The following is a 20646-nucleotide window of genomic DNA, read 5'->3' as shown; positions in this document are numbered from 1 at the left end:
CGCAACTATATCTAATACACCCATTTCCGATAAAAATATAAGTAATAACAAACGGCCTCACTCTAACGAGCGAGACTTAAAGAATCCTCAAAGCGGCAAAGCCGCTATAATGGCTTTGCGAAAAAAGCCTAGAAGCAAATTTCAAAAGAACCAACCAAATTCTGAGAAAAACGAAAGGGCAGGGGGGGCTAAAAATGATTGCCTTGATCATGTCTCCATCGGTTTACTTCAATCTGCCTGTTCTAGGGTTCAGGTAACAATTGGGAAGCAATTTAACTCGTGGCATGATTTGATTGGCTCCGCGCATACAATTAAGTTATTGATAGGACTAGGAGATCGAGAATTTGGACATGGCGTAGAGCGACAAGGACACTTGCTGGCGTTGGTCTGTTTGGCTGTTATTGCTGAGAAAGCGTTGCGAGATCCTGAGCTCATTTCTCATCCGGGCGCTTACTTCAGAGCGATGATTGATCGCGCGGGAGATGAACAATTGAATTTAACAAAATCCCTGCACGGCCTGTGTAGCAAGCCCGTTCGATGATCAAAGTGCAAAATGGCAATTTGTGGCAGGTTTATTTGAGCGTTTTGGATGCTGCATCACGAAAAGCTTGCGATGGGGAATGTCAACCAGCTTGATACCGTGAGCTCCGACCATTGCATCCAAATACGAAGCTTGGTTTTTCTCCGTTTGGCTTAAATTGACCGATGCGGCGTTCTATTGGTCAATGCGTTCCGAGATAGGCGGAAGCACCCACAGTCCAGCGCGAAGGCCTTCGGTGACGAACAGAGTAATGTGATAAAGCAAACGAGATAGCCCTTCATTCCAAAGGACGTCTCCGTTCGGGGCGAGCTGGTTGATCCAAGCGGGAATATCCGACCGGACATAGTGAGTGAAAATCATCTTTGCGAGCGATTGGGCGCGATCGGCGGCGGCCTGGCTCTTTGTTTCAATGAAAAGCAAAGCGTAGGTTTTGCCCGCTTCGGTTAGTGGCCACAAAAGATGGCTTTCTTCCATGATGGCTCCTGCTGCGTCAACAGCATCATAAGGTGCTCCGGCCATGGGGCCACTTTTGCTTATACAAGAATTTTCGGCAAAGGCACGCATGCGGCTTGCTTGTCTGCGCGGTTGTTCTTCATGCGAGAAACCTGCATAGCGTCGCAACAGCCAGTCCCATTCAAATTGATGGCCCGGTTCACGTCGGGTTCCGTCAGGTGTGTTCATCGGAACCAGATCATGGCCGACAAATTCTCGGATCGCACCGGTTTCACCATCTATAAAGAACTGTTCAGCAATAGAAACCAATTGCCCTGCACGCTGGAGCCATAGGATATCTCCGCTCATTTCATATGCTTGAAGGGTTGCTTCAAGCATATGCATATGTGGATTTTGACTGCGTAGGTCATCTGGTTTTGGTCCGCAGCGCCCCATTTGGTCATCTTCCCATAGAGCGCCTGTTTTATGGTCGCGTAAAACGGTTTCTATGAAAGACCAGCAAGTGTCTATTTGTGTTTGTGGTACGGTTTGGGGATCCGCTTTTTGTAACGTGCAAAGTGCTAATAGAACGAAAGATTGATCGTAAGTGCGACGCAGGCGAGCCGCTGGGGTGTCAATCGGTGTTCCGTCAGGTGCAACGGCGAAACGAAATCCACCATCGTCATCCTGCAGCGCAGACATCAAGAAAGCATGCAAGCGCTTGGCGGCGATCAAAAGGTCTAAACGGCCGGTTTGTAAGTGAAGATGCGCCAGCATAAAAAGTGTTCGACTCTGAGTGAGGGTGGTCACTTGCGGACTTGCAATGACATTGCCTTCAGCATCCAAACTCTCGACAACGGGAGACGGACCGGAACCAACTTTAAACGCAATTTTCAACCAGCGTGGCACAAAGTCACAAGCAAATAGAGAAACATCTTCTATGCTCTCATTTGATTTATTGAACGTTGTTTGTCCAAATGTCATTTACTTGCCCATCCGTTCCTTTGTTTCTATCTGAGCTTACTCAATGCATTGCCTAGCGGCATAAATGAGTCTCTCAGCCAGAATATACATTTGTGAAACTTGACGCGTCATCACGCCAACAAGCCGGAACTCTCATGTTCAAGCGCGGTCATGATACCGCGCAATTCGGCGAGGCCTTTTAGTCGGCCAATCGCTGGATATCCAGGTTGTGCTTTTTTGTGAAGGTCATCGAGAATGTCTTGTCCATGATCAGGCCGGAAAGGAATGCTGTAGTCTTCACGGCCGGTATCGCGGCGCTTTCTTTCCTCAAGCAGCACGGCTTTGATGAGTGCAACCATATCGGTTTCGCCGTCCAAATGGTCTGCTTCATGAAAAGAACAGGGAGTTCCTGCCGTTTCGCGACAGACATTGCGAAGATGTAGGAAATGCACACGGCTTCCAAGACGGTTCATCATGCCGGGCAAATCATTATCAGCACGGGCCCCGAGAGACCCCGAGCAAAGCGTGATACCATTTGCGTTAAGGTCGACCGCGTCCATGATTGTGCGATAATCTTCTTCGGTTGAGATAATGCGGGGCAGGCCAAGCAGTGAGAAGGGAGGGTCATCAGGGTGACAACACAACCTTAGTCCCAATCGTTCCGCCTCTGGGGTCACTTCAGAAAGAAAATCAATGAGATGGCCGCGTAAGACCTCAGGTGAAATGTCGTCATATTCAGCAAGATGCGCGCGAACATCGTCCAAAGAGAAGCTCTCGGCAGCACCGGGGAGACCGCAAACAATATTCTCGGCAAGCGCTGATTTGTGGGAATCGGACATATCAGCAAAACGTGCATCCGCTTGCGCAACAATATCTTCGGGAAAGCTTTCTGCCGCAGACGAGCGACGCAGTATGTGAATGTCAAATGCAGCAAAATCAATCAGGTCAAAACGCATTGCTGTGCCGCCATGCGAAAGAGGGTAGGCCAGATCAGTGCGAGTCCAGTCCAATACCGGCATGAAATTGTAACAAATGACGTTGATGCCCGCCGCTGCAAGATTGCGCATGCTCTCGCGATAGTTTTCAAGGTGGAGGCGCCATTCCCCTTGTTGTTTCTTGATATCTTCCGAAACAGGTAGGCTTTCAACAACATCCCAAGCGATCCCTGAAGGGCTACCATCTGTACGGGTTGCTATTGTTTTCTGACGCTGGGCGATTGCCGCAGGTATCCAAACATTTCCGGTAGGCACGTCGTGCAGCGCCGACACGACGCCTTCAACACCCGCTTGCATCATATCGTCAATTTTTACTTGGTCTTTTGGTCCAAACCAGCGCCATGTTTGTTTCATCTATCTGTTCCTTTGGGTCACAGGATAGAATCATACTCGAACTGAACATTTATACAAGTATGGTAGTATGTCATCTCACTCTTAGAATGCTTTTGCGCATTCCCATCATAAAATCTAACCATAAGCTGAATGTGACCCCACCAATTGAGCCACAAAGGATGGCTACTTTCTTATGCCCCGATGAACTGCTTGATAATATGCTGGCTGTTGCAGTCAAATGTGAGGATGGTTGGATCGACATTCGACCAAGCATGATTCACATGGGTAAGGATAAAGTGCGTCATTTGATCGCAGTTGTATTTCCGCATGGCGATCTGATCGAGCAACATTGGCTCCTTGTTGATGCTCTCTATGAGCGGGTGAAGACGCGGCTGAACAAACGATCCGATAGCACTTGCGCGATATCGCCCAAGGAAAGTGGTACATAATCCCAAACAGAATGTTTGACTATAGAGAAGGACGTTGATGGTGATGCGGTAAAGCCTATAGAAGGTCTCGGTGACCAAAGAAAAAACTCTTCAATACCGCCTAAAATCGGGCACTTAGAGGAGCTGATAAATTTTCTCGTTTCAGGACTTCTTTTCACGATTTTTTTCTTTTTTTTCAAGACCTTGAGATCGCACTCGGTCGATATCAGATGTCGCATTCTCCAGCAAAGATAGCGATGCTGATCGAGCCAAATCAGGCTTGCCATCTACGATAGCGTCGCAAAGGCTTTTATGTTCGGCAATGGCGCGTGCTCGGTGTGAACCCAACGCTGCAATACTAAACATCTGCCGCAGGCTAACAGCCAGCATCTGCCCAATAGGCCAGAAAAATTCGTTCCGTGTGGCCAAATAGATTGACCGGTGAAATGATAAATCGGCTTCCACCCAAGCATTGTCATCATCCCCAGCATCAACCATTGCCTGAAAGTCGGTACTGATGCGCTCGCGATCCTCGGGTAGGGCATTGCAAGCCGCTGTTGCGGCTGCCTCGGGTTCGGTTGCGCGGCGCAAAACAAACATCTTTTCAAGATAACTGGACAAGTCACTGGTCTGGGTTCGCCACTGAAGCACATCCGCATCGAGATGGTTCCAGAAGAACGAGTCACGTACGAACGTGCCGCGCTTAGGCATCGCTTCTATCAAGCCTTTGCCAATCAGGCCGCGGATGGCTTCCCGCAAGGCGGTACGGCTAATACCCAACTGCTCGCAAAGCTGCACTTCTGGAGGCAAAGAATCTCCCGGCATGTAGTCACCCCGAACGATGGCCAATCCCAAAACATCCGCAACACGCAAATGTACCTTTAGCGACAGCGGTTCAAAACTCATCCCAACTCCACTCAAAAATTTGTGCAAAGAACACAAAAGATCTTGTCATCAAATCACTCCTCCTGATGGGGGAGCCCAAGGAATTCCTATCTGCAAGTACGGGAAAGCGAACCGGAAGACAAGCCAAAATATACGGATTGACACATTTCTTAGTAGTATTGTATGAGTAGATTGGATCTGCGGAGGATTCAAAATGAAAGGATTCAAAATGAAAAAATTGTTAGGTGTAGCCCTTGGGCTTTCTGTTGGTTTCACGGGAGCTGCTTCGGCACTGGATATCAAAGTTGCGCATTCGAGCCAGGCTTCGTTGTCCTCGGAGTTGCATACAGCCGCATGGGCTTTTCAAAACTATCTGAAAGATTTTGCAACCGACATGAATGTCACGATCTATCCCAACAACCAGTTGGGTCAGGAACGTGAAGTTTATGAAGCTATGCAGCTTGGTTCTGGCGCTGACTGCGCAATTTCGGGTACTGCAATTCTGAACAACTTCGATCCGCGTTTGGGTGTGGTTGACCTGCCATTCGTATGGTCAAATTATGCCCACGTTCATCGCGTTCTTGATGGCGAAGTCGGTGTTACACTGGCCGATGGTCTGAAAGAGTCGGGCTTGGAAGTTGTGGCTTGGCTTGATAGCTGGGGCTATCGTAATGTTGCAACAAACAAAGCGATTACAAGCCCTGATGATCTGAAAGGCATGAAGATCAGAACCATACCGACCGATGTTTATGTGAAAACAGTCAATGCTATGGGCGCAAACGCTACCCCTATGGCTTTTGGTGAAATCTACACCGCCATGGAAACAGGCGTTTTGGACGGACTGGAGCACAGCGCGTCGCTTGTTTATTCCAATAAATTCTACGAAGTTGCCGATCACTACACGCTAACCCGTCACTTGTTCGGGCCAGTGGCCTTCGTTTGCTCCAGTGCATTTATGGGCAAACTGGACGACAAACAAAAGGCTGAGGTTATGGCCGCAGCTGAATTTGCCGGTGATCTGGAGCGCAGTCTTGCTCCAGTGAGAGAGCAGCAAGCTCTTGACGCTTTGTCTGAAAGCGGAATGGAAGTCTCCGACATTGACGTGGCTCCTTTCAGAGAACGCACCCGTCCAGTTCAGGACGAAATTGCTGTTAAGCTGAACGCTGAAGACATCTTGGCAAAAATTCGCGCTGCAGACATCGCGAACTAAACCAACAAAACGAGAGGGTGCCTTAGGTGCCCTCTCAAAAAGTCATAGATATCTAGGGAGAGAGCCATGGAGAATCATGGTGCTGAGTCGGGTCCGTTACCCGGCGATGTTGATCCTGCGCCGAATGTGCCGCCTTCGCTTGGGCCCATGCGCTACCTGCATTCAACTGTTGAAGCTCTGGCTATTGCCTTGTTTTTGGCTATCGTAACCGTTGCCGTCGCGCAGGTGGTTAACCGCTTCTTTTTGGGGCAGTCACTGTCTTGGTCGGAAGAGTTTCAGCGCTACGGGCATATTTGGCTGGTCTTCATGGCCGTCTCCATTGCCTACCGCCGGAGCGCTCATATCGGTGTGGATGTTTTCCAACAAATGATGCCCAGTCCCGTCGGCCACGCATTGCGCATTGCCATTGACATCGCTTGGTTGGTCTTGGGGGTGTTTCTCATCTTGTCGGTTTCCAAGCTTTTGGGGATCTCATCGCGCCAGATCAGTGCTGGGCTGGGAATTACTATGAATAAAGTATATTTTGGTTTCGTTCTGGGTGGCGCCTATATGATGATTTGTGCCGTTGAGCAGTTGATCCTCCGTGTAATGGGGAGGATGCCGAAATGACACTGATCCTTCTTTTTGGTGGGCTGTTAACGTTTGTTTTGCTCGGCTTTCCGGTCATCCTTGCGATTGGACTGACAAGTGCCGTGGGCATAATGGTCCTGCCCGGGGTGAATTTTGGGCTTTTTGCTCAGCGCACATTTGCCATGATCGACAGCTTTAGTTTGCTGGCTCTGCCCTATTTCATTTTGGCCGGCGCCTTGATGGCCAAAGGGGGCCTGTCTCGCGCATTGGTCAATTTTGCGCAAACACTTGTCGGCCATTTACGCGGCAGCTTGGGACATACCAGTGTTGTTACCTGTACAGCAATGGCCAATGTCTCTGGGTCATCCGCGGCTGAGGCTGCAACGGTCGGTTCAATCCTTATACCGGAAATGAAACGCCAAGGTTACCCGGGCGGATTGGCCTCAGCTATTGTTGCGGTTTCTGCCATTATTGGACCCATCATTCCACCATCAATGACCATGATCGTCTATGGTGCTATGACCGGCGTTTCGATCGGCGGGTTGTTTCTGGCCGGTATCTTTCCCGGCTTGGGTCTGGCTCTCACTTTGATGCTGTTCATCCGCTATCTTGCCGGTACAGGTCGCTATCCTGCATTGGCCAAACACTCCGTTCGTGCAACGCCAAGCGAAATGATCCGTGCGGTTGGAAATGCTTGGGTTGCGCTGTTAGCCCCCTTTATTATTCTGGGTGGTATTTTTGCGGGCGTATTTACAGCGACCGAAGCGGGTGTTGTCGCGTGCCTCTACTCTGCAATTGTGAGCATGTTGGTCTATCGCGAGATCGGATTACGAGACCTTCCAAACATTGTGCTTGATGCAACTGTGACGACGGCAATGGTCGTGGGCATTATTGCTGTGACCGGTGCTCTTGGCTGGATTTTGGCTTACGTCAACTTCATTGAGCTTATACTCGGCTTTCTGCGTGGTGTATCTGATAATGGTTATGTGATTGTACTGTTGATGCTGGCCATCGTGCTGGTGTTGACCATGTTCCTTGAAAGTCTGTCTGTTCTGATTGTCTTTGTGCCGATCGCCACATATGTCGGGCAGGCTTATGGGTTTGATCCTCTGCATCTGGGCATCATGATGATCCTCGCCAACCAGATCGGTGCGGTGAGCCCTCCTGTTGCAGTGCTTCTGTTCGTTACCAATGCGATTGCCAAGGTCCCCTACATGGAAACAGTGCGTCACGCAGCGCCATTCATTCTGCTGCTGATTGTCTATTTGATCGTTTTGGTCTTCGTGCCTCAGATCTCAACGCTGATTCCTAGCCTCGTACAACCCTAATGAAGCTCGTAAAGGGCTTAATAGATGTATGAGGCAACCGAAAAATGGAACAGTGGTGCCGAAATATGTGTGGCTGGCACCGCTCTACTGCGCTTTCCAACGATCATTCGCATGGCGATGCGCGCCACTCGGCAGGCAGGGCTAATCTGAAGAATTTCGTGATTAGCCATCCCTTGTCCGCCGTTCGGTCGTTGGATTTTTTGATGTAAAATAGCCTGAATAGGCCTAACAGATTAGGAACTAAAATGGGTCAACTAAAAGGTAAAAAGGTATTCATTACCGGTGCAGAGCAGGGAATTGGTTTCCACTCTGCAAAAACGCTCATTGAAGCTGGTTGTGATATTTACATTCACTATTTCAGTGGTACCGAAGGGCCAGAGCAGCTTGTCGCGCTGGCAGAGTCGCTGGGGCAGCGCGCTGCATTCGGTTATGCCAATCTCACAAAAGCTGATGAGGCAACCAAATGTGTCAAAGATGCTGTCGAGTTTCTCGATGGCATGGATATCTTGGTCAACAATGTTGGCGGGATTATTGCCAGAAAATGGTTGGGTGAAATCGAGCCGGAATTCTGGCAGACGGTTATCGACGTGAACATGACAACGATGTTGAATGTTACTCAAGCAGCGTTGCCATATTTGAAAGAAGCCAAAGACGGTTCCAGCATTGTTAACCTGGCATCTCTGGCTGGTCGCTCCGGTGGCCACTCCGGTTCAGTGGCCTATTCAATGACCAAAGGTGCGGTTCTGACATGGACACGTTCGCTTGCCGCTGAATTGGGTGAGTTTGGCATTCGTGTCAATGCGGTGGCTCCGGGTTTGATTTTGGGAACGCGCTTCCACAATCAGCACACCACCAAAGAATCTGCTGATGAAACGGTCAAGGGCATTCCATTGGCGCGGGCAGGCACACCAGAAGACGTTGCCCGTACAATTACCTTCCTGGCATCTGAATATGACGGCTTTATTTCAGGCGCAACAATCGATGTGAATGGTGGTATCTACCGCATGTAATGTCGGCCAATGGTGCTGGGTCACCAGCACCATTCCAAACGGGGCCAAAAAGGGGGTAGGAATGTTAAAAACACAAATTATTCACCCAGAGCTACTCGCAGTCTTGGCGAAGTGTGGGCACAAAGCAAAAATTCTTATTGCTGATGCAAACTATTCATTTGTGACCAACTCTTCTCCCAGAGCTGAAATCATCTATTTGAATTTTGCACCGGGGATGGTCCCGAGCACCGTCATATTGGAGGGAATAAGTCAGGTACTCAATATTGAGAGTGCCTCAATGATGGCTTGGCCCGAAGATTTCGAAAATACCTCACAAAAAGACTATCTTGAAATACTCCCGCGTGAAACTCCGATGGAGTTGTTAACGCGAGAAGATTTTTATGGATCTGTAAGATCGATGGATACTTTGTTGGTTGTTGCGACAGGTGAAACCAGACGATTTTCAAACCTGTTGCTAACCGTCGGACCAGTCTTTCTCTGATCCAGCGCAAGGCTGTGTTGCTATTCTTAGCGTTAAAACGCGCAAATGTAGGATGACTGAGCGCAGCCTTTAGCCGTTTTGAATTCATCACCAGCGAGCATCACCCTTCAGTAAGAGGTTTTACGATAATGCCTTCTCAACCATCCGCAGACATAGCGATCATTGGCCTTGGTGTTATGGGGTGTAATCTTGCGCTCAATTTTGCCGATCACGGCTACAATGTAGTTGCCTATGATGCTTTCCCTCAAGTGGCGGAGAAAGCCTCACAAGAACTGGGTGAACGGGTTACTGTCTGTTCCTCGTTAGGTTTGCTTGTTGCTGCGCTGAAAAAACCGGCCCAAATTCTGATGATGGTCAAGGCCGGGCAAGTGGTGGATGACGCGCTTGCTTCTCTCACCCCCTTGTTAAGCGCTGGGGACATCGTGATTGATGGTGGCAATTCCTTCTATCGAGACACCGAACGCCGGCAGGCAGAGATGGAGGCAAGGGGGCTTGCCTTTATCGGTCTGGGTGTTTCTGGTGGGGAGACCGGTGCTCGTTTCGGCCCGGCCCTGATGGGAGGTGGAGCACCCGAAGCATTGAGCCGAGTGGAAAAGGCGTTCTCCGCAATTGCCGCCAAAGCCAAGGATGGTACTGGCTGTTATGTTGCACATGGATCAGGCGGTGCTGGCCATTTTGTCAAGACCGTTCACAATGGCATTGAATATGCCCTGATGCAGCTGTTGGCTGAAGCCTATCTCATGCTTAAGGGGCCTGCGGGGCTTTCTCATCAAGCCATCGCGGACCGCTGGCGGCAGTGGAACCAAGGACCATCGGCTTCCTATCTGTTGGAAATATCGGCTGATATTGCCGCGACGATAGATCCCGACAGTGGAAACCCTCTTGTTGAGATGATCCGCGACGTCGCTGGTCACAAAGGTACGGGACGGTGGACTACTGAGGCTGGGCTTGACTATGGTGTTGCCGTGCCGACCATCGCCGCCGCTTTTATGGCGCGCGCTATTTCGGGACTGCCACGTCTTGATCTGACAAAACAGACCATCGAGAGCGGTTCGACTGATCACGCGTTGGCTGATGCATTGGAACTGGCTTTCCCCGCAGCGATGTTTGCCGCCTATCTGCAGGGGCTTGAATTGATTGAGGTCGCCTCAAACGAGAATTACTGGGATATTGATTTGGCAAAAGTTGCCAAAGGCTGGCGGTCTGGTTGCATCATTCGCTCGGTGATGCTTGATCCTATTGCCGACAGTGTGGGGCAAGGCTCCGTGTTGGAGAGCGCCTATGGTCGCGATCTTTTGCAGCTAGCCGAACAACCGTTGCGAGCCGTGGTGCAACAAGCGGCTGCATCGGGCACCCCAGTTCCGGCCTTCTATTCTGTTCTTGGCTGGCTCGATGGTCGGCGCAGTTCTTGTTTGGGGGCCAATTTCATTCAGGGGCAGAGAGATTATTTCGGTGCACACACATTCGAACGAATAGACCGTTCTGGTCATTTTCACTTCAACTGGCAGTCCAATTAGGGCTGATAATTGGGGCACATAGGCACAAGTATGTGCCCTACAGACCTACCAAAATGAGGTAAGGACAATGATCATTATTGTTATGGGCATATCGGGAACCGGCAAGTCGACCGTGGGCCAGATGTTGGCGGACCGACTTGGGGTCCCGTTTGAGGAAGGGGACGCCTATCACCCCGAGGCAAATGTCAAAAAGATGTCAGCAGGTATACCGCTCAATGATGCTGATCGGGAGCCATGGTTGGATAGCATGGCCAAGAGCATGGCAGAATGGGAAGCGCGCGGCGAAACCTGCGTTCTGAGCTGCTCGGCCCTGCGCAAAGCCTATCGGGACAAATTTAGAGCTGTGGTCAAAGACCTGCGCTTTGCCTTTCTGGATGGTGCAAAAGACTTGGTGCAGAACCGCATGAAGGAACGGCAGAGCCATTTTATGCCGGTTACCCTTATCGAGAGCCAAATAGCCGCGCTTGAAGTGCCGCACGGCGAGACAGATGTCATTTGGGTGAGTATTTCACAGACCCCAGAGAAACTGGTCGATGAGTTGGTCGAAAAAATCACCCCATTGATGTGATTGTACGGGACTGAATAAACTTAGGCGCACAGTCCAACACGATCTGATTTGGCAAGGATAACCAGTCTACCAAAAGTCCATAAGGCAAACCAATTGCGATTTAGTTTTTCGGGGAAAATACGTCTTCAAGGGCCGCATGTATTGTCTTGATAGGGTATTCCCCGCTTTAGCCAAAACGGCGGTTTTGGACGGGAATTTTGAATTCTGCCCCGATAAATTTGTATGCTTTGAATCCGACTATAATGTCGGACAGGCTTGCGGGATGCCCAAGGTTTCGAATGCTGCTTTTTGCATGACGCCTGTTGGGCTTTTCAGAAATTGCCGTGCTGATGCAATCGATAAGGCATGTCTGAAAATCATGTTGGCTCTTCATTATTCCAATCAATAAAATTTGAGCGATGGTCGCTTTCTCTGGCACTAAGTGAATTGCATAGAGCCTGCTTATCAAATTCTATTGTTGGCAGGCCGGGTTGTATGGCCAAGGCATTTCTTTGGAATGGGTCCGATACATGACATCCCGAAATGAAGCAAAGGCGTTAGTGGCTGGCCTGATAAAGAGCTCTGAAATCGAAGGCATTGACTTCAAAATAGGTCAGCCGGTTCAGCCCGCTGTCAAGCACACAGTCATCGCATCCACCTAACTACCTTCACTTCAATAGATTTTATGTCGGAGCAGCTCTGTTTGTGGTGCAAAGCAGATATGCATCTTGACAAGACAATATCTATTATAGATATTACTATTATAGATATTGGAGTGCAACATGATCATCGAAGACGCATCTGCCCCGCGAGAATTGAACATTGAACAGATTCAGTCTGATCTGGTGGTGGTCGGAGGTGGGCTATCGGGAACCTGTGCGGCAATTGCTGCGGCACGGCAAGGGCTGAAGGTGGTGATGGTACAAGACCGCCCGGTGCTTGGGGGCAATGCGTCAAGCGAAGTGCGGTTATGGATTCTGGGCGCTACCTCCCACGGCGGCAACAACAACCGTTGGGCGCGCGAAGGTGGCATTATCAATGAGCTGTTGCTGGAAAATCAATTCCGCAATCCTGGCGGCAATCCGGTTGTTTTTGACAGTATTTTGTTAGATTGGGTGAGCCGCGAAAGCAATTTGACAGTGCTGGTCAATACCTCCGTTTTTCACGCTGAAACAAAGCAGAACCAAATCCAGAAGGTTTTTGGATTCAATTCGCAAAACAGCACCATGTATCATCTGTCAGGTAAGCTGTTTGCCGATTCCACCGGAGACGGCATTCTCACGCACTTGTCTGGTGCAGCCTACCGAATGGGCGCTGAAGATGCGGATGAATTTGGCGAGCCAATGGCTCCTGGAGACGATTATGGTCAGTTGCTAGGCCATTCTCTCTATTTCTACTCCAAGAATGTCGGGCATCCTGTTGACTATGTTGCTCCAGATTTTGCGCTGAAGGATATACCAACGCTCATACCGCGCTACAAGAGCTTCAAGGCATCCGAACAGGGGTGTTCCCTTTGGTGGATAGAATGGGGCGGACGACTTGATACCATTCACCAGTCCGAAGAGATCAAGTTGGAGCTGCAGAAAATTGTCTATGGCGTCTGGAACTATATCAAAAATTCCGGAGACTTTCCTGAAGCGGCCAATCTTGCGCTAGAATGGGTCGGTACGATCCCCGGTAAGCGTGAAAGCCGTCGGGCCGAGGGCGACTATATGCTCCGTCAACGCGATATTGTTGAGCAAGTCATCCATAAGGATGCAGTCAGTCATGGTGGCTGGTCGATTGATTTGCACCCAGCTGATGGTGTCTATGGCGCCAATGGAGGCTGCAACCAATATCACGCTAAAGGTGTCTACGGCATCCCATACCGCTGCATGTATAGCCGCAACATTGAAAATCTCTTTATCAATGGCCGACTGCTTTCTGCTTCTCATGTTGCATTTGGGAGCACTCGGGTCATGGCTACCTCTTCGGCTGTTGGCGAGGCGATTGGTACAGCTGCCAGTTTGTGTGTTGAAAATAAGCTGCAGCCGCGCGGGCTGTTGCAGGACGAGCTTCTGGATCAGTTGAAGTGTCGTCTGTCATCGGGTGGGCATTTCGTTCCCCACTATAATGCTCTTGATCGAGAAAATTTGGCTACCAACGCCAAGGTGAGCGTATCCAGCGAAATGGCATTGTCGATCCTCCCCCACGATGCCGGCTGGAAATGTCTCACCGAGAGTTTTGCCCAAATCTTGCCCGGTCAACCCGATGGCTCCAATTTAATCACGGTTCCGATAATAGCCGCAACCAAGACGACCCTTACCGTTCAACTTCGCATGGCCCAAAAGCCCGAAAACCAGACACCGGAAATGATTATAGAACAGCAGACATTTGCTTTGGAGGCGGGCGAGCAAACAATCGATCTTTCTATTGGCAGTGAAGGTAAAAATCAGAATATTTTTGTCTGTTTCATGAAAAATGATGATGTTTCCGTTGGTCTTACGTCAACCATTTTGAGTGGCTTGTTGACAGTCAAACAGGGTGGTTTGGCCAAAGTGAGTACAACGGCACGGCAGGAAGCGCCTATCGAATTGGGCGTTGACAGCTTTGACTTCTGGGTGCCCGAGCGCAGGCCAAACGGACAAAATATTGCTTTTTCAAGCGTCCGCCCAATTCATCTTTTTGCCAAAGAAAACCTACTGGATGGAGCACTACGACCCACATCTGGCCCCAATGCCTGGGTGGCTGAAATGCAAGACAATCAGCCGCAAGTTTCTCTGGAATGGCAGGAGCCTGTCCAAGCGCGTGAATTGTGCCTCTATGCCGATTGTGACTACGACCATCCACTTGAGAGCGTTCAATATCACCATAACGACAGGATTATGCCACATTTGGTTCATGCCTGCGATGTGCACTGCAATGGTGAGATGTTGACGACCATTCAAGACAATCACCACGGGGTGATCCGCATCCCGCTACCGAAAGATCAATTGACGCGACGGCTCGATATCCGGCTGGCCAATCATCAGGGTCACCCCGTGAGCTTATTTGGCATTCGTGTTCAATAATCACCAATATGACAACTAGGGAGAAGACAATGAGGAAAATTACAGGTGTGTTGGCATCGCTGGCCTTTGCTGCATTATCAGGAACGGCTCTGGCTGCCGATAAGGAGGTTACATTTCTTAACTGGGTAACCGCCGAACCAAGCAATGCTGCGGTGGTACAGGGGTTGATTGATCAAACTGGCGTTAAGGTCAATGTCTTGTCCAGTTCTTGGGGTGACATGCAGAAGAATGTTTTCCTGCGCGTACGGACTAAACAGGATCTGGATGTTTACCAAAGCTCGGCCAAGTGGCTGCCAACATTTGCGCAATTGCCAAATCTGGTCGACTTCAACGATCTGTATGGCAAAGACTATCTTGAATCGATGATCCCGCAGGCTGTCTTGGCCGCAGGTCAATTCAAGGGCAAGCAATATGGCATGCCCTGGAACATTGGCTCCATTAGTTTGGTCTCCAATAAAGCGGTTCTAGAAAAAGCTGGTGTTTCCAGCTCACCAAAAACGTTGGCAGAATTCACGGCAGCGCTTGAAAAGGTCAAGGCAGCGGATGCGCAAAGCACGCCCTATGCCATGATGACCAAAGACAACAACCTTATTTCCAGTGACTTCCAGCTGTGGCTGTGGGCGCATGGTGGCAGTATCTTTGATGATCAAGACAATTTGGTTATCAACTCCGATGCAACAGTTGCAACGCTCAACTTCATGAAAGACCTTGTGGACCGCAAGCTTGCCTCGCTCGACACAGACCGTGGCGCCGCTAGACGCATGTTTGGTCAAGGCAATACGGCCTTCTATTTTGACGCTCCCGTTGCCAAGGGCTTTGCGCGTGATTTCTCCGGGCAGGGGGCGGATTACGATGTTAACGTCCTGCCGATTGAAACACCTGTTGCCAAAGACGGCATGACGTCACATTCCATGGAATGGGGTCACCTGCTCATCATGTTGAAATCTGACAATGCCAAGGTCGATGGTAAGATTTCCAAAGACAGCCCATCTGCAAAATTTGTTGCTGGTCTTTCCATGAATGATGATGTGCAGCTGGACTATTTCACCAAGCTGGGTGCTATCCCTGTAACCAAAACAGCACGCAACAATCCACTCATCACCAAAGACAAATTTATTGTCGATTGGAACAATTCTCTCGGTTTGCCAAAACGCAACGAACTTTCACCCCTGAAAGACAGTGCTAACTATGTGGCGATTGTCAGCGAAGAAGTTCAGTCCGTTATTCTCGGTAAAAAGGACGCAAAAGAAGCGGCTGCCGAGATGGAAAAACGCATCGCGCGTATTTTGAAATAAGAGGCAAGATTATGGACATGGCTTCGCGACAAGGCGAGCAAGATGAGGTCTCCTCGAGACACAAGCGGGGAAGCCTGAAACGGACAGATAGGCGCTTTGCCTATGTGATTTTGGTGCCGGCAATGACCGCCTTTTTGGTGATGGTTGCCTATCCTTTCATCGATGCCATGTCCATGGCATTCTACCAATATTCAATTTACGACTTAACGCCGACCTTTATCGGCTTTGAGAATTTTGTGGCGATACTTACCGATCCCTATGTTCTGGGGTCTTGGGTGACAACTGCGATTTTCGTGGTTGGAACCACCTTGCTGACCATGTTTTTGGGGCTTTCCTGGGCGCTGTTGATGTATCAGGATTTTCGCGGCAGAGGTGTTTTGCGCACGATGACTTTGTTGCCATGGATTTTGCCCAGCACCGTGAGCGCATTCATCTGGGCATGGATGCTCAATGGAAAATACGGCATTGTTAATGTGATGCTAATAGGCACAGGGCTGGTTGAAACACCGGTCCAGTTTCTCTCCGACGATGTCGGGGCAATGATGGCGGTTATCTTGACCCGGGCATGGATTTCGATCCCGCTGTTCATGTCCTTTTTCCTTGCAGGATTGCAGGGCATGGATTTTCAGCAGATTGAAGCAGCGCGGATTGATGGAGCCAGCAATCTAACCGTCGTACGGCGGCTGATTTTGCCCCACCTCAAGCCCGTGTTTTTGGTGACCGGCGCTTTGGGTATGATCGGAAATCTACAGCAGTTTGACATTATTTATGCTCTGACCGGCGGTGGGCCCGTTCGCGCGACCTCTGTGCTGTCCATCGAGGTGTTCCGACAGGCTTTTGAAAACTGGAACTTGGGTATGGCCTCTGCCATTGGCGTACTCTGGGTGTTTACTCTCATGCCCATTGTTGTCTTTTATCTACGCAGCCTGTTTCGGGAGGATTGATCCATGTTTGAATTACGATCCCTGCAAGAAAAAATTGGATTTGCGCTGCTCCTGTGTGCCATCGCATTCTTTCTTTTCTTTCCTGTTTATTGGGCTTTGATCAGTGCCTTTAAAAGCAATCAGGAACTGTATCAATTGGATGCAACGCTTATTCCGAATGAGCTTTTCTGGGGCCATTTCATCACGGCCATAACTGAAGGCAATATTCTTCTGCAATTGCGAAACAGTTTGATCACATCCACCTGTTCGGCTTTGCTTAACGCAACGCTTGCGGCGCTTGCTGGTTACAGTTTTGCCAAATTTGACTATCCAGCGAAAAAGCCGCTGATGTTGCTCATTTTGTCGGCGCAAATGTTCCCGTTCGGAGTGTTGTTGATTTCGATCTATCCGATGCTTCAAGCCGTCAACTTGCTCGATACCAAAACCGGACTGACTATCTCCTACATCGTGTTCGCGTTGCCGGTTTCCACCTATATGATGTATAGCTATTTCCGCCAAGTGCCCAATGAATTGATTGAGGCGGCCAAGGTTGACGGGGCCAGCAATTTCAAGATTTTCCTGCGCATTGTGATGCCTATTTCTTTTCCCGCTTTCATCACTGTGACGCTCTATGCCTTCATGTGGTCGTGGAATGATCTGCTCTATTCAATGACGCTGGTAACCTCAGAAGAAAACAGAACAATTGGCCCGGGGCTGTTGCTGCGTTATATCAATGAAAATAATGCGGATTGGGGTGGAGCCATGGCGGCTTCTTTCCTTGCTGCTGCTCCTGTGGTGCTTGTCTTTGCTGTCTTGCAAAAACAATTCATCGGTGGGGTGACTTCTGGCGCGGTAAAATAAGGTTAGAATCTTGTCATCACAACCCAATCAAAGCCTCATAGACGGCATTCGTTGTTTCCAAGAGCTCACGACAAGTGGCCGTCCGATGGGAAACAAAGAGCTGGCAGAAAAGATGCAGATCAATGAGGTCAGGGTAAACCGTTTGCTTCGTACCTTGAAGTCGATTGGTATGGCAGAGCAAAATGCGCAAAAAAAATATATGCCCGGACCGGTGGTGCATGTTTTGGCTGCGCAAAGCTTTCATTCCTCTGCGATTTTCAGGGCGGCGACCAAGGTAGCGATCAACAGACCCTTCGATGACAGGACCTTGGCGATTGGTGTCCTGTGGCAAGATTCCGTTGTCTATATGTTTCACGCACAAGCACACCAAAATCCGGCCGAGGGATTGGGTGGTTATCACCTCTATCATGCTTCTCAGTCTTCTATCGGACAAGTGCTGATGGCAGAACTGGATGATGAAGAATTGTCGCAAATTACGTGTCATTGGGAGCCAAACCAAAAGAGCGTAATGATGGACACTATCGAAAAAATACGCCGCGAAGGCTATGTTTGCCGCTGTGACCCTGCAGGCAAAATCGACAATATAGCCAGTACATTCACCGTTGGCGGTGCCAAGGCGGGCATTGCATTCACCGACTTTCATATCGATGCCGCTGAACTGGATAATTATGTCGGGCAGCTCAGAGAATTGATCAACGAAATTGAGAGCTACGCCTGAGTAGCAGTGAACAGGAATCCAACATGGCTGATGTGAAGCTCCAATCCCTTGAAAAATATTTTGGATCCGTCCGTACTATTCATGGTGTGGATCTAGAAATCAACAGTGGCGAATTTGTCGTTTTTGTTGGGCCTTCAGGCTGTGGCAAATCCACTCTTTTAAGAATGATCGCGGGCCTTGAAGAGGTGAGTGGTGGCGAGATTTTTATCGACAAGGAATGTGTCACGGACACAAAGGCAAGCGCCCGCGGTATCGCCATGGTGTTTCAGTCTTATGCTCTCTATCCGCATATGACCGTGCGTGAGAATATGAGTTTTGGCCTTGAAGTGGCTGGCGAGAGCAAAGATGTCATCGAACAGCAAGTAAATGACGCGGCAAAAATCCTCAAACTTGGTGAATTGCTGGACCGCAAACCGCGCCAGCTATCAGGCGGGCAACGCCAACGTGTTGCGATCGGACGTACGATTGTCCGGAAGCCAAAAGTGTTCCTGTTTGATGAACCATTATCCAATCTAGATGCTGAGTTGCGTGTGCAAATGCGCATTGAAATATCAAAACTGCATGACGAGCTGGGTAACACCATGATCTATGTGACGCACGATCAGGTCGAGGCAATGACGATGGCCGATAAGATCGTCGTCTTGCGTGACGGTGCCGTCGAGCAAGTAGGAACGCCTTTGACGCTCTATCATCAGCCAACCAATAAATTTGTTGCTGGCTTTATCGGTTCACCCAAAATGAACTTCTTGCCTGTCACCATTCAAGAGTTGGATGAACAGCACGTGATCCTGGCTTTCCCTGACGGACAAACGGTTTCACTGAAGGTGGAAACAAGTGGTCTTGTGAAAGGTCAGCAGTTAGAGCTTGGTATCAGGCCAGAGCACTTTATGGCCGGTCATGAAGGCGAAATCGAGATCATTTTAAATGCTGAAGTTGTCGAAAAACTGGGTGGCACCACCTATGTTTATGGAACCCTCAACGATCAAATGCTGACTGTTGAAGTTGATGGAGATGTGGCCATTCAGAAGGGAAGCCGAGAGGTTTTTAGTTTCAACAAAAGTCGCGTTCATCTATTCAATGCGGATCAACAGGCGGTGAAAGTGCTTGGCAAACCTGATCTCAGCGCTTAGCAATCCTAGGGTCAGGATCTTCTAACGTGAGACTTTCCGATATGGGATTTGTGCGAGGTGCCAAATACCCATAGAGGTGTGTAAGTCGTTCTTGGGTCAACTTGCCTATAACGGTTAGAGATTTTAAATAAAATTCCATAAGATATATTATACGCCTTTGATTTCATAAAACATTTAATAAACTCAACAACTCAATTAACCCGCGAAATACTTTGATTGTGATATTTGACGTTTACCCCCTTAAGGGGAATTCCAACATCACCTATCCACAAGAAAAGCCATGTTTGACAGACGAATTCATATTATGAGGCAGGCCGCCCGCGATTTAAAAGCGCAAGCGGCCAAACTGGAAAAAGACGCGCAACAGATCGAGCGTGAGCAAAAATTGCGCAGGCGATTGAATGCGCTTTACAGAAAATCAGCATCGAGCGTTAAGCCGGCGCAATTTGCCAGAGAGCATAATTTACCAATTGAGACTGTGAAAAGCTGGCAGAAACGCCAAGAGCGCCAAACGATGGACGCAAAAAAAATAGAGCGCGATCGCTCTATTATGAGACTTGCCCGTAAAGGCTGGACAAATTCGGAAATTGGCAAGGCGCTAGGCCTTCACGCCAATTCAATCAGTCGGATAATATCCAAGCAAAAACGACTAGCCCTATTCCCAGATAGAGCCATGCCGAACGATTGACCGGCTCATCAAGCTGGACGCTGTCAGAACCCCAACCGAATAGAATGGTGTCGGCATAGGTCGGAAGATATGAAGACGACCCCGAACCGGCTGGAACGTCGCAGGGCTTGGCAATCATAAAATCCGGATTGGCTGGATCAATCATCCAGCCGCACGCAGGACGGCCAAGAGACGTTTCAATCATTTTCGATAGAACACAAACCAGATTACGAACGCTGCAATCAAGAGAGTTTTCATGTTTTTTTCATTGGTGTAATCGGTTCCGCCTGGCACGTAAGGCAAAAGCCATTCAGGAATGTAATCGTACATAAGGTTTCGGGAGCGGCTTCACACCGCCCCCGCCTCTATCAGCCACAAGCGCGGTTAGCGCAGGTTTCGGGTTAAGTCGGTTGGAGCGCCCTTGTCGGGCATGAAAACAGCGATCAGGCCAGCCGCCAAAATGAGAGCCGAACCGATCCAATCGCCCTCAGCCGCCTTTGGCAGAGCGTCTTGAACCACGGCACCGATTTGACCGGCTTCATTCACATCAAACAATTGAAGCATTCCAATCACCAGCGCAGGCAGGCCCGCAAATGTGGAAGGTTCGCCAATTCGAGCGAATAGGAATTTGACAATATTTAGCATTTTAAAGCGGTATCCTTTCGTTTTTCGAGCGATCTAACACGTTCGTCAAGACGCGCCAGAAATTGAGAGTTTTGGTAAAGCTGGTGAGCAGCAAATGCGAGAATTGCAGGCGTTAAA

The 20646-nt window shown here is 49.4% G+C and carries 22 protein-coding genes; 17 read left to right on the top strand and 5 right to left on the bottom strand.

The window, feature by feature from the left end; genetic code table 11:
* Window positions 1-541: replication initiation protein RepC (gene repC / locus C0081_RS20420; protein ID WP_245418009.1), on the top strand; the 541-nt coding region annotated here is incomplete at its 5' end.
* A 174-nt stretch (window positions 542-715) separates the two neighbouring features.
* On the opposite strand, the gene C0081_RS20415 is transcribed toward repC, so the two are convergent.
* On the bottom strand, window positions 716-1957 hold the full coding sequence (locus C0081_RS20415; protein WP_101535586.1) for an AGE family epimerase/isomerase: 1242 nt from the start codon (window positions 1955-1957) through the stop codon (window positions 716-718).
* Between the two features lie 110 nt (window positions 1958-2067).
* Window positions 2068-3285 carry a mannonate dehydratase gene (uxuA, locus tag C0081_RS20410; RefSeq protein WP_101535585.1) on the bottom strand — a complete coding sequence of 406 codons (1218 nt, stop codon included), beginning with the start codon at window positions 3283-3285 and terminating at the stop codon, window positions 2068-2070.
* Between the two features lie 158 nt (window positions 3286-3443).
* Between uxuA and C0081_RS20405 the strand changes: the two genes are divergently transcribed.
* Window positions 3444-3713 (top strand): hypothetical protein, encoded by a 270-nt coding sequence (locus tag C0081_RS20405; RefSeq protein WP_101535584.1) that lies wholly within the window; start codon window positions 3444-3446, stop codon window positions 3711-3713.
* A 141-nt stretch (window positions 3714-3854) separates the two neighbouring features.
* Here C0081_RS20405 and C0081_RS20400 read toward each other — a convergent pair whose 3' ends face one another.
* Window positions 3855-4598 (bottom strand): FadR/GntR family transcriptional regulator, encoded by a 744-nt coding sequence (locus C0081_RS20400; protein WP_101535583.1) that lies wholly within the window; start codon window positions 4596-4598, stop codon window positions 3855-3857.
* Between the two features lie 208 nt (window positions 4599-4806).
* Between C0081_RS20400 and C0081_RS20395 the strand changes: the two genes are divergently transcribed.
* From C0081_RS20395 to C0081_RS20330, 15 genes are all read left to right on the top strand, one after another.
* The gene (locus tag C0081_RS20395; protein ID WP_180966980.1) at window positions 4807-5787 is read left to right on the top strand and encodes a TRAP transporter substrate-binding protein; all 981 of its coding nucleotides are present in this window, start codon (window positions 4807-4809) and stop codon (window positions 5785-5787) included.
* A gap of 66 nt (window positions 5788-5853) precedes the next feature.
* Entirely contained in the window at window positions 5854-6396 is a 543-nt protein-coding gene (locus C0081_RS20390; RefSeq protein ID WP_101535581.1) for a TRAP transporter small permease, read from the top strand.
* Window positions 6393-7685 carry a TRAP transporter large permease gene (locus C0081_RS20385; RefSeq protein ID WP_101535580.1) on the top strand — a complete coding sequence of 431 codons (1293 nt, stop codon included), beginning with the start codon at window positions 6393-6395 and terminating at the stop codon, window positions 7683-7685. The genes C0081_RS20390 and C0081_RS20385 overlap by 4 nt, the downstream gene beginning before the upstream one ends.
* 24 nt (window positions 7686-7709) lie before the next feature.
* Window positions 7710-7835 (top strand): hypothetical protein, encoded by a 126-nt coding sequence (locus tag C0081_RS23745; RefSeq protein ID WP_280952900.1) that lies wholly within the window; start codon window positions 7710-7712, stop codon window positions 7833-7835.
* Window positions 7836-7930: 95 nt separating this feature from the next.
* On the top strand, window positions 7931-8695 hold the full coding sequence (locus C0081_RS20380) for an SDR family NAD(P)-dependent oxidoreductase (protein ID WP_101535579.1): 765 nt from the start codon (window positions 7931-7933) through the stop codon (window positions 8693-8695).
* The gene (locus C0081_RS20375) at window positions 8673-9176 is read left to right on the top strand and encodes an RbsD/FucU family protein (protein ID WP_210200575.1); all 504 of its coding nucleotides are present in this window, start codon (window positions 8673-8675) and stop codon (window positions 9174-9176) included. Before C0081_RS20380 ends, C0081_RS20375 begins: the two co-directional genes overlap by 23 nt.
* A gap of 128 nt (window positions 9177-9304) precedes the next feature.
* A complete protein-coding gene (gene gndA, locus C0081_RS20370; RefSeq protein WP_101535577.1) occupies window positions 9305-10693 on the top strand; it encodes an NADP-dependent phosphogluconate dehydrogenase in 1389 nt (462 codons plus the stop codon).
* 67 nt (window positions 10694-10760) lie between these two features.
* Complete coding sequence (locus tag C0081_RS20365; RefSeq protein WP_101535576.1) at window positions 10761-11261, top strand: gluconokinase; 501 nt, start codon at window positions 10761-10763, stop codon at window positions 11259-11261.
* 509 nt (window positions 11262-11770) lie between these two features.
* Window positions 11771-11902: a hypothetical protein gene (locus C0081_RS23740; protein WP_280952899.1), complete on the top strand. Its 132-nt coding sequence runs from the start codon at window positions 11771-11773 to the stop codon at window positions 11900-11902.
* A 120-nt stretch (window positions 11903-12022) separates the two neighbouring features.
* Window positions 12023-14290: an FAD-dependent oxidoreductase gene (locus C0081_RS20355; protein WP_101535574.1), complete on the top strand. Its 2268-nt coding sequence runs from the start codon at window positions 12023-12025 to the stop codon at window positions 14288-14290.
* 29 nt (window positions 14291-14319) lie between these two features.
* A complete protein-coding gene (locus tag C0081_RS20350; RefSeq protein WP_180966979.1) occupies window positions 14320-15585 on the top strand; it encodes an ABC transporter substrate-binding protein in 1266 nt (421 codons plus the stop codon).
* 17 nt (window positions 15586-15602) lie between these two features.
* Window positions 15603-16529, top strand: coding sequence for a carbohydrate ABC transporter permease (locus C0081_RS20345; RefSeq protein WP_180966978.1), 927 nt, complete (start codon window positions 15603-15605; stop codon window positions 16527-16529).
* 3 nt (window positions 16530-16532) lie between these two features.
* On the top strand, window positions 16533-17369 hold the full coding sequence (locus tag C0081_RS20340; protein WP_101535571.1) for a carbohydrate ABC transporter permease: 837 nt from the start codon (window positions 16533-16535) through the stop codon (window positions 17367-17369).
* A gap of 10 nt (window positions 17370-17379) precedes the next feature.
* Entirely contained in the window at window positions 17380-18087 is a 708-nt protein-coding gene (locus tag C0081_RS20335; RefSeq protein WP_146006505.1) for an IclR family transcriptional regulator, read from the top strand.
* 23 nt (window positions 18088-18110) lie between these two features.
* The gene (locus C0081_RS20330) at window positions 18111-19217 is read left to right on the top strand and encodes an ABC transporter ATP-binding protein (protein ID WP_101535569.1); all 1107 of its coding nucleotides are present in this window, start codon (window positions 18111-18113) and stop codon (window positions 19215-19217) included.
* Window positions 19218-19837: 620 nt separating this feature from the next.
* Here the strand turns inward: C0081_RS20330 and C0081_RS23300 are convergent.
* Both C0081_RS23300 and C0081_RS20320 read right to left on the bottom strand, forming a co-directional pair.
* Window positions 19838-20089 (bottom strand): hypothetical protein, encoded by a 252-nt coding sequence (locus tag C0081_RS23300; RefSeq protein ID WP_180966982.1) that lies wholly within the window; start codon window positions 20087-20089, stop codon window positions 19838-19840.
* Between the two features lie 179 nt (window positions 20090-20268).
* Complete coding sequence (locus tag C0081_RS20320; protein ID WP_101535567.1) at window positions 20269-20529, bottom strand: hypothetical protein; 261 nt, start codon at window positions 20527-20529, stop codon at window positions 20269-20271.
* Window positions 20530-20646 lie beyond the last annotated feature (117 nt).

Origin of the sequence: Cohaesibacter celericrescens (assembly GCF_002866925.1) — a bacterium.
GTDB lineage: Bacteria > Pseudomonadota > Alphaproteobacteria > Rhizobiales > Cohaesibacteraceae > Cohaesibacter > Cohaesibacter celericrescens.
The sequence above is the reverse complement of the archived record's forward strand: the minus strand, read 5'-3'. Positions and strand labels throughout refer to the sequence as shown.

Excerpts from the sequence above, each read along its gene's own strand:
- C0081_RS20400 (WP_101535583.1), bottom strand. The coding sequence starts at position 4,598 with ATGAGTTTTGAACCGCTGTCGCTAAAGGTACATTTGCGTGTTGCGGAT.
- C0081_RS20375 (WP_210200575.1), top strand. The coding sequence starts at position 8,673 with ATGGTGGTATCTACCGCATGTAATGTCGGCCAATGGTGCTGGGTCACC.
- C0081_RS20345 (WP_180966978.1), top strand. The coding sequence starts at position 15,603 with ATGGCTTCGCGACAAGGCGAGCAAGATGAGGTCTCCTCGAGACACAAG.
- C0081_RS20340 (WP_101535571.1), top strand. The coding sequence starts at position 16,533 with ATGTTTGAATTACGATCCCTGCAAGAAAAAATTGGATTTGCGCTGCTC.
- C0081_RS20330 (WP_101535569.1), top strand. The coding sequence starts at position 18,111 with ATGGCTGATGTGAAGCTCCAATCCCTTGAAAAATATTTTGGATCCGTC.
- C0081_RS23740 (WP_280952899.1), top strand. The coding sequence starts at position 11,771 with ATGACATCCCGAAATGAAGCAAAGGCGTTAGTGGCTGGCCTGATAAAG.
- C0081_RS23745 (WP_280952900.1), top strand. The coding sequence starts at position 7,710 with ATGTATGAGGCAACCGAAAAATGGAACAGTGGTGCCGAAATATGTGTG.
- C0081_RS20355 (WP_101535574.1), top strand. The coding sequence starts at position 12,023 with ATGATCATCGAAGACGCATCTGCCCCGCGAGAATTGAACATTGAACAG.
- C0081_RS20390 (WP_101535581.1), top strand. The coding sequence starts at position 5,854 with ATGGAGAATCATGGTGCTGAGTCGGGTCCGTTACCCGGCGATGTTGAT.
- C0081_RS20320 (WP_101535567.1), bottom strand. The coding sequence starts at position 20,529 with ATGCTAAATATTGTCAAATTCCTATTCGCTCGAATTGGCGAACCTTCC.
- C0081_RS20380 (WP_101535579.1), top strand. The coding sequence starts at position 7,931 with ATGGGTCAACTAAAAGGTAAAAAGGTATTCATTACCGGTGCAGAGCAG.
- C0081_RS20395 (WP_180966980.1), top strand. The coding sequence starts at position 4,807 with ATGAAAAAATTGTTAGGTGTAGCCCTTGGGCTTTCTGTTGGTTTCACG.
- uxuA (WP_101535585.1), bottom strand. The coding sequence starts at position 3,285 with ATGAAACAAACATGGCGCTGGTTTGGACCAAAAGACCAAGTAAAAATT.
- C0081_RS20405 (WP_101535584.1), top strand. The coding sequence starts at position 3,444 with ATGGCTACTTTCTTATGCCCCGATGAACTGCTTGATAATATGCTGGCT.
- C0081_RS20385 (WP_101535580.1), top strand. The coding sequence starts at position 6,393 with ATGACACTGATCCTTCTTTTTGGTGGGCTGTTAACGTTTGTTTTGCTC.
- C0081_RS23300 (WP_180966982.1), bottom strand. The coding sequence starts at position 20,089 with ATGATTGAAACGTCTCTTGGCCGTCCTGCGTGCGGCTGGATGATTGAT.
- gndA (WP_101535577.1), top strand. The coding sequence starts at position 9,305 with ATGCCTTCTCAACCATCCGCAGACATAGCGATCATTGGCCTTGGTGTT.
- C0081_RS20365 (WP_101535576.1), top strand. The coding sequence starts at position 10,761 with ATGATCATTATTGTTATGGGCATATCGGGAACCGGCAAGTCGACCGTG.
- C0081_RS20415 (WP_101535586.1), bottom strand. The coding sequence starts at position 1,957 with ATGACATTTGGACAAACAACGTTCAATAAATCAAATGAGAGCATAGAA.
- C0081_RS20350 (WP_180966979.1), top strand. The coding sequence starts at position 14,320 with ATGAGGAAAATTACAGGTGTGTTGGCATCGCTGGCCTTTGCTGCATTA.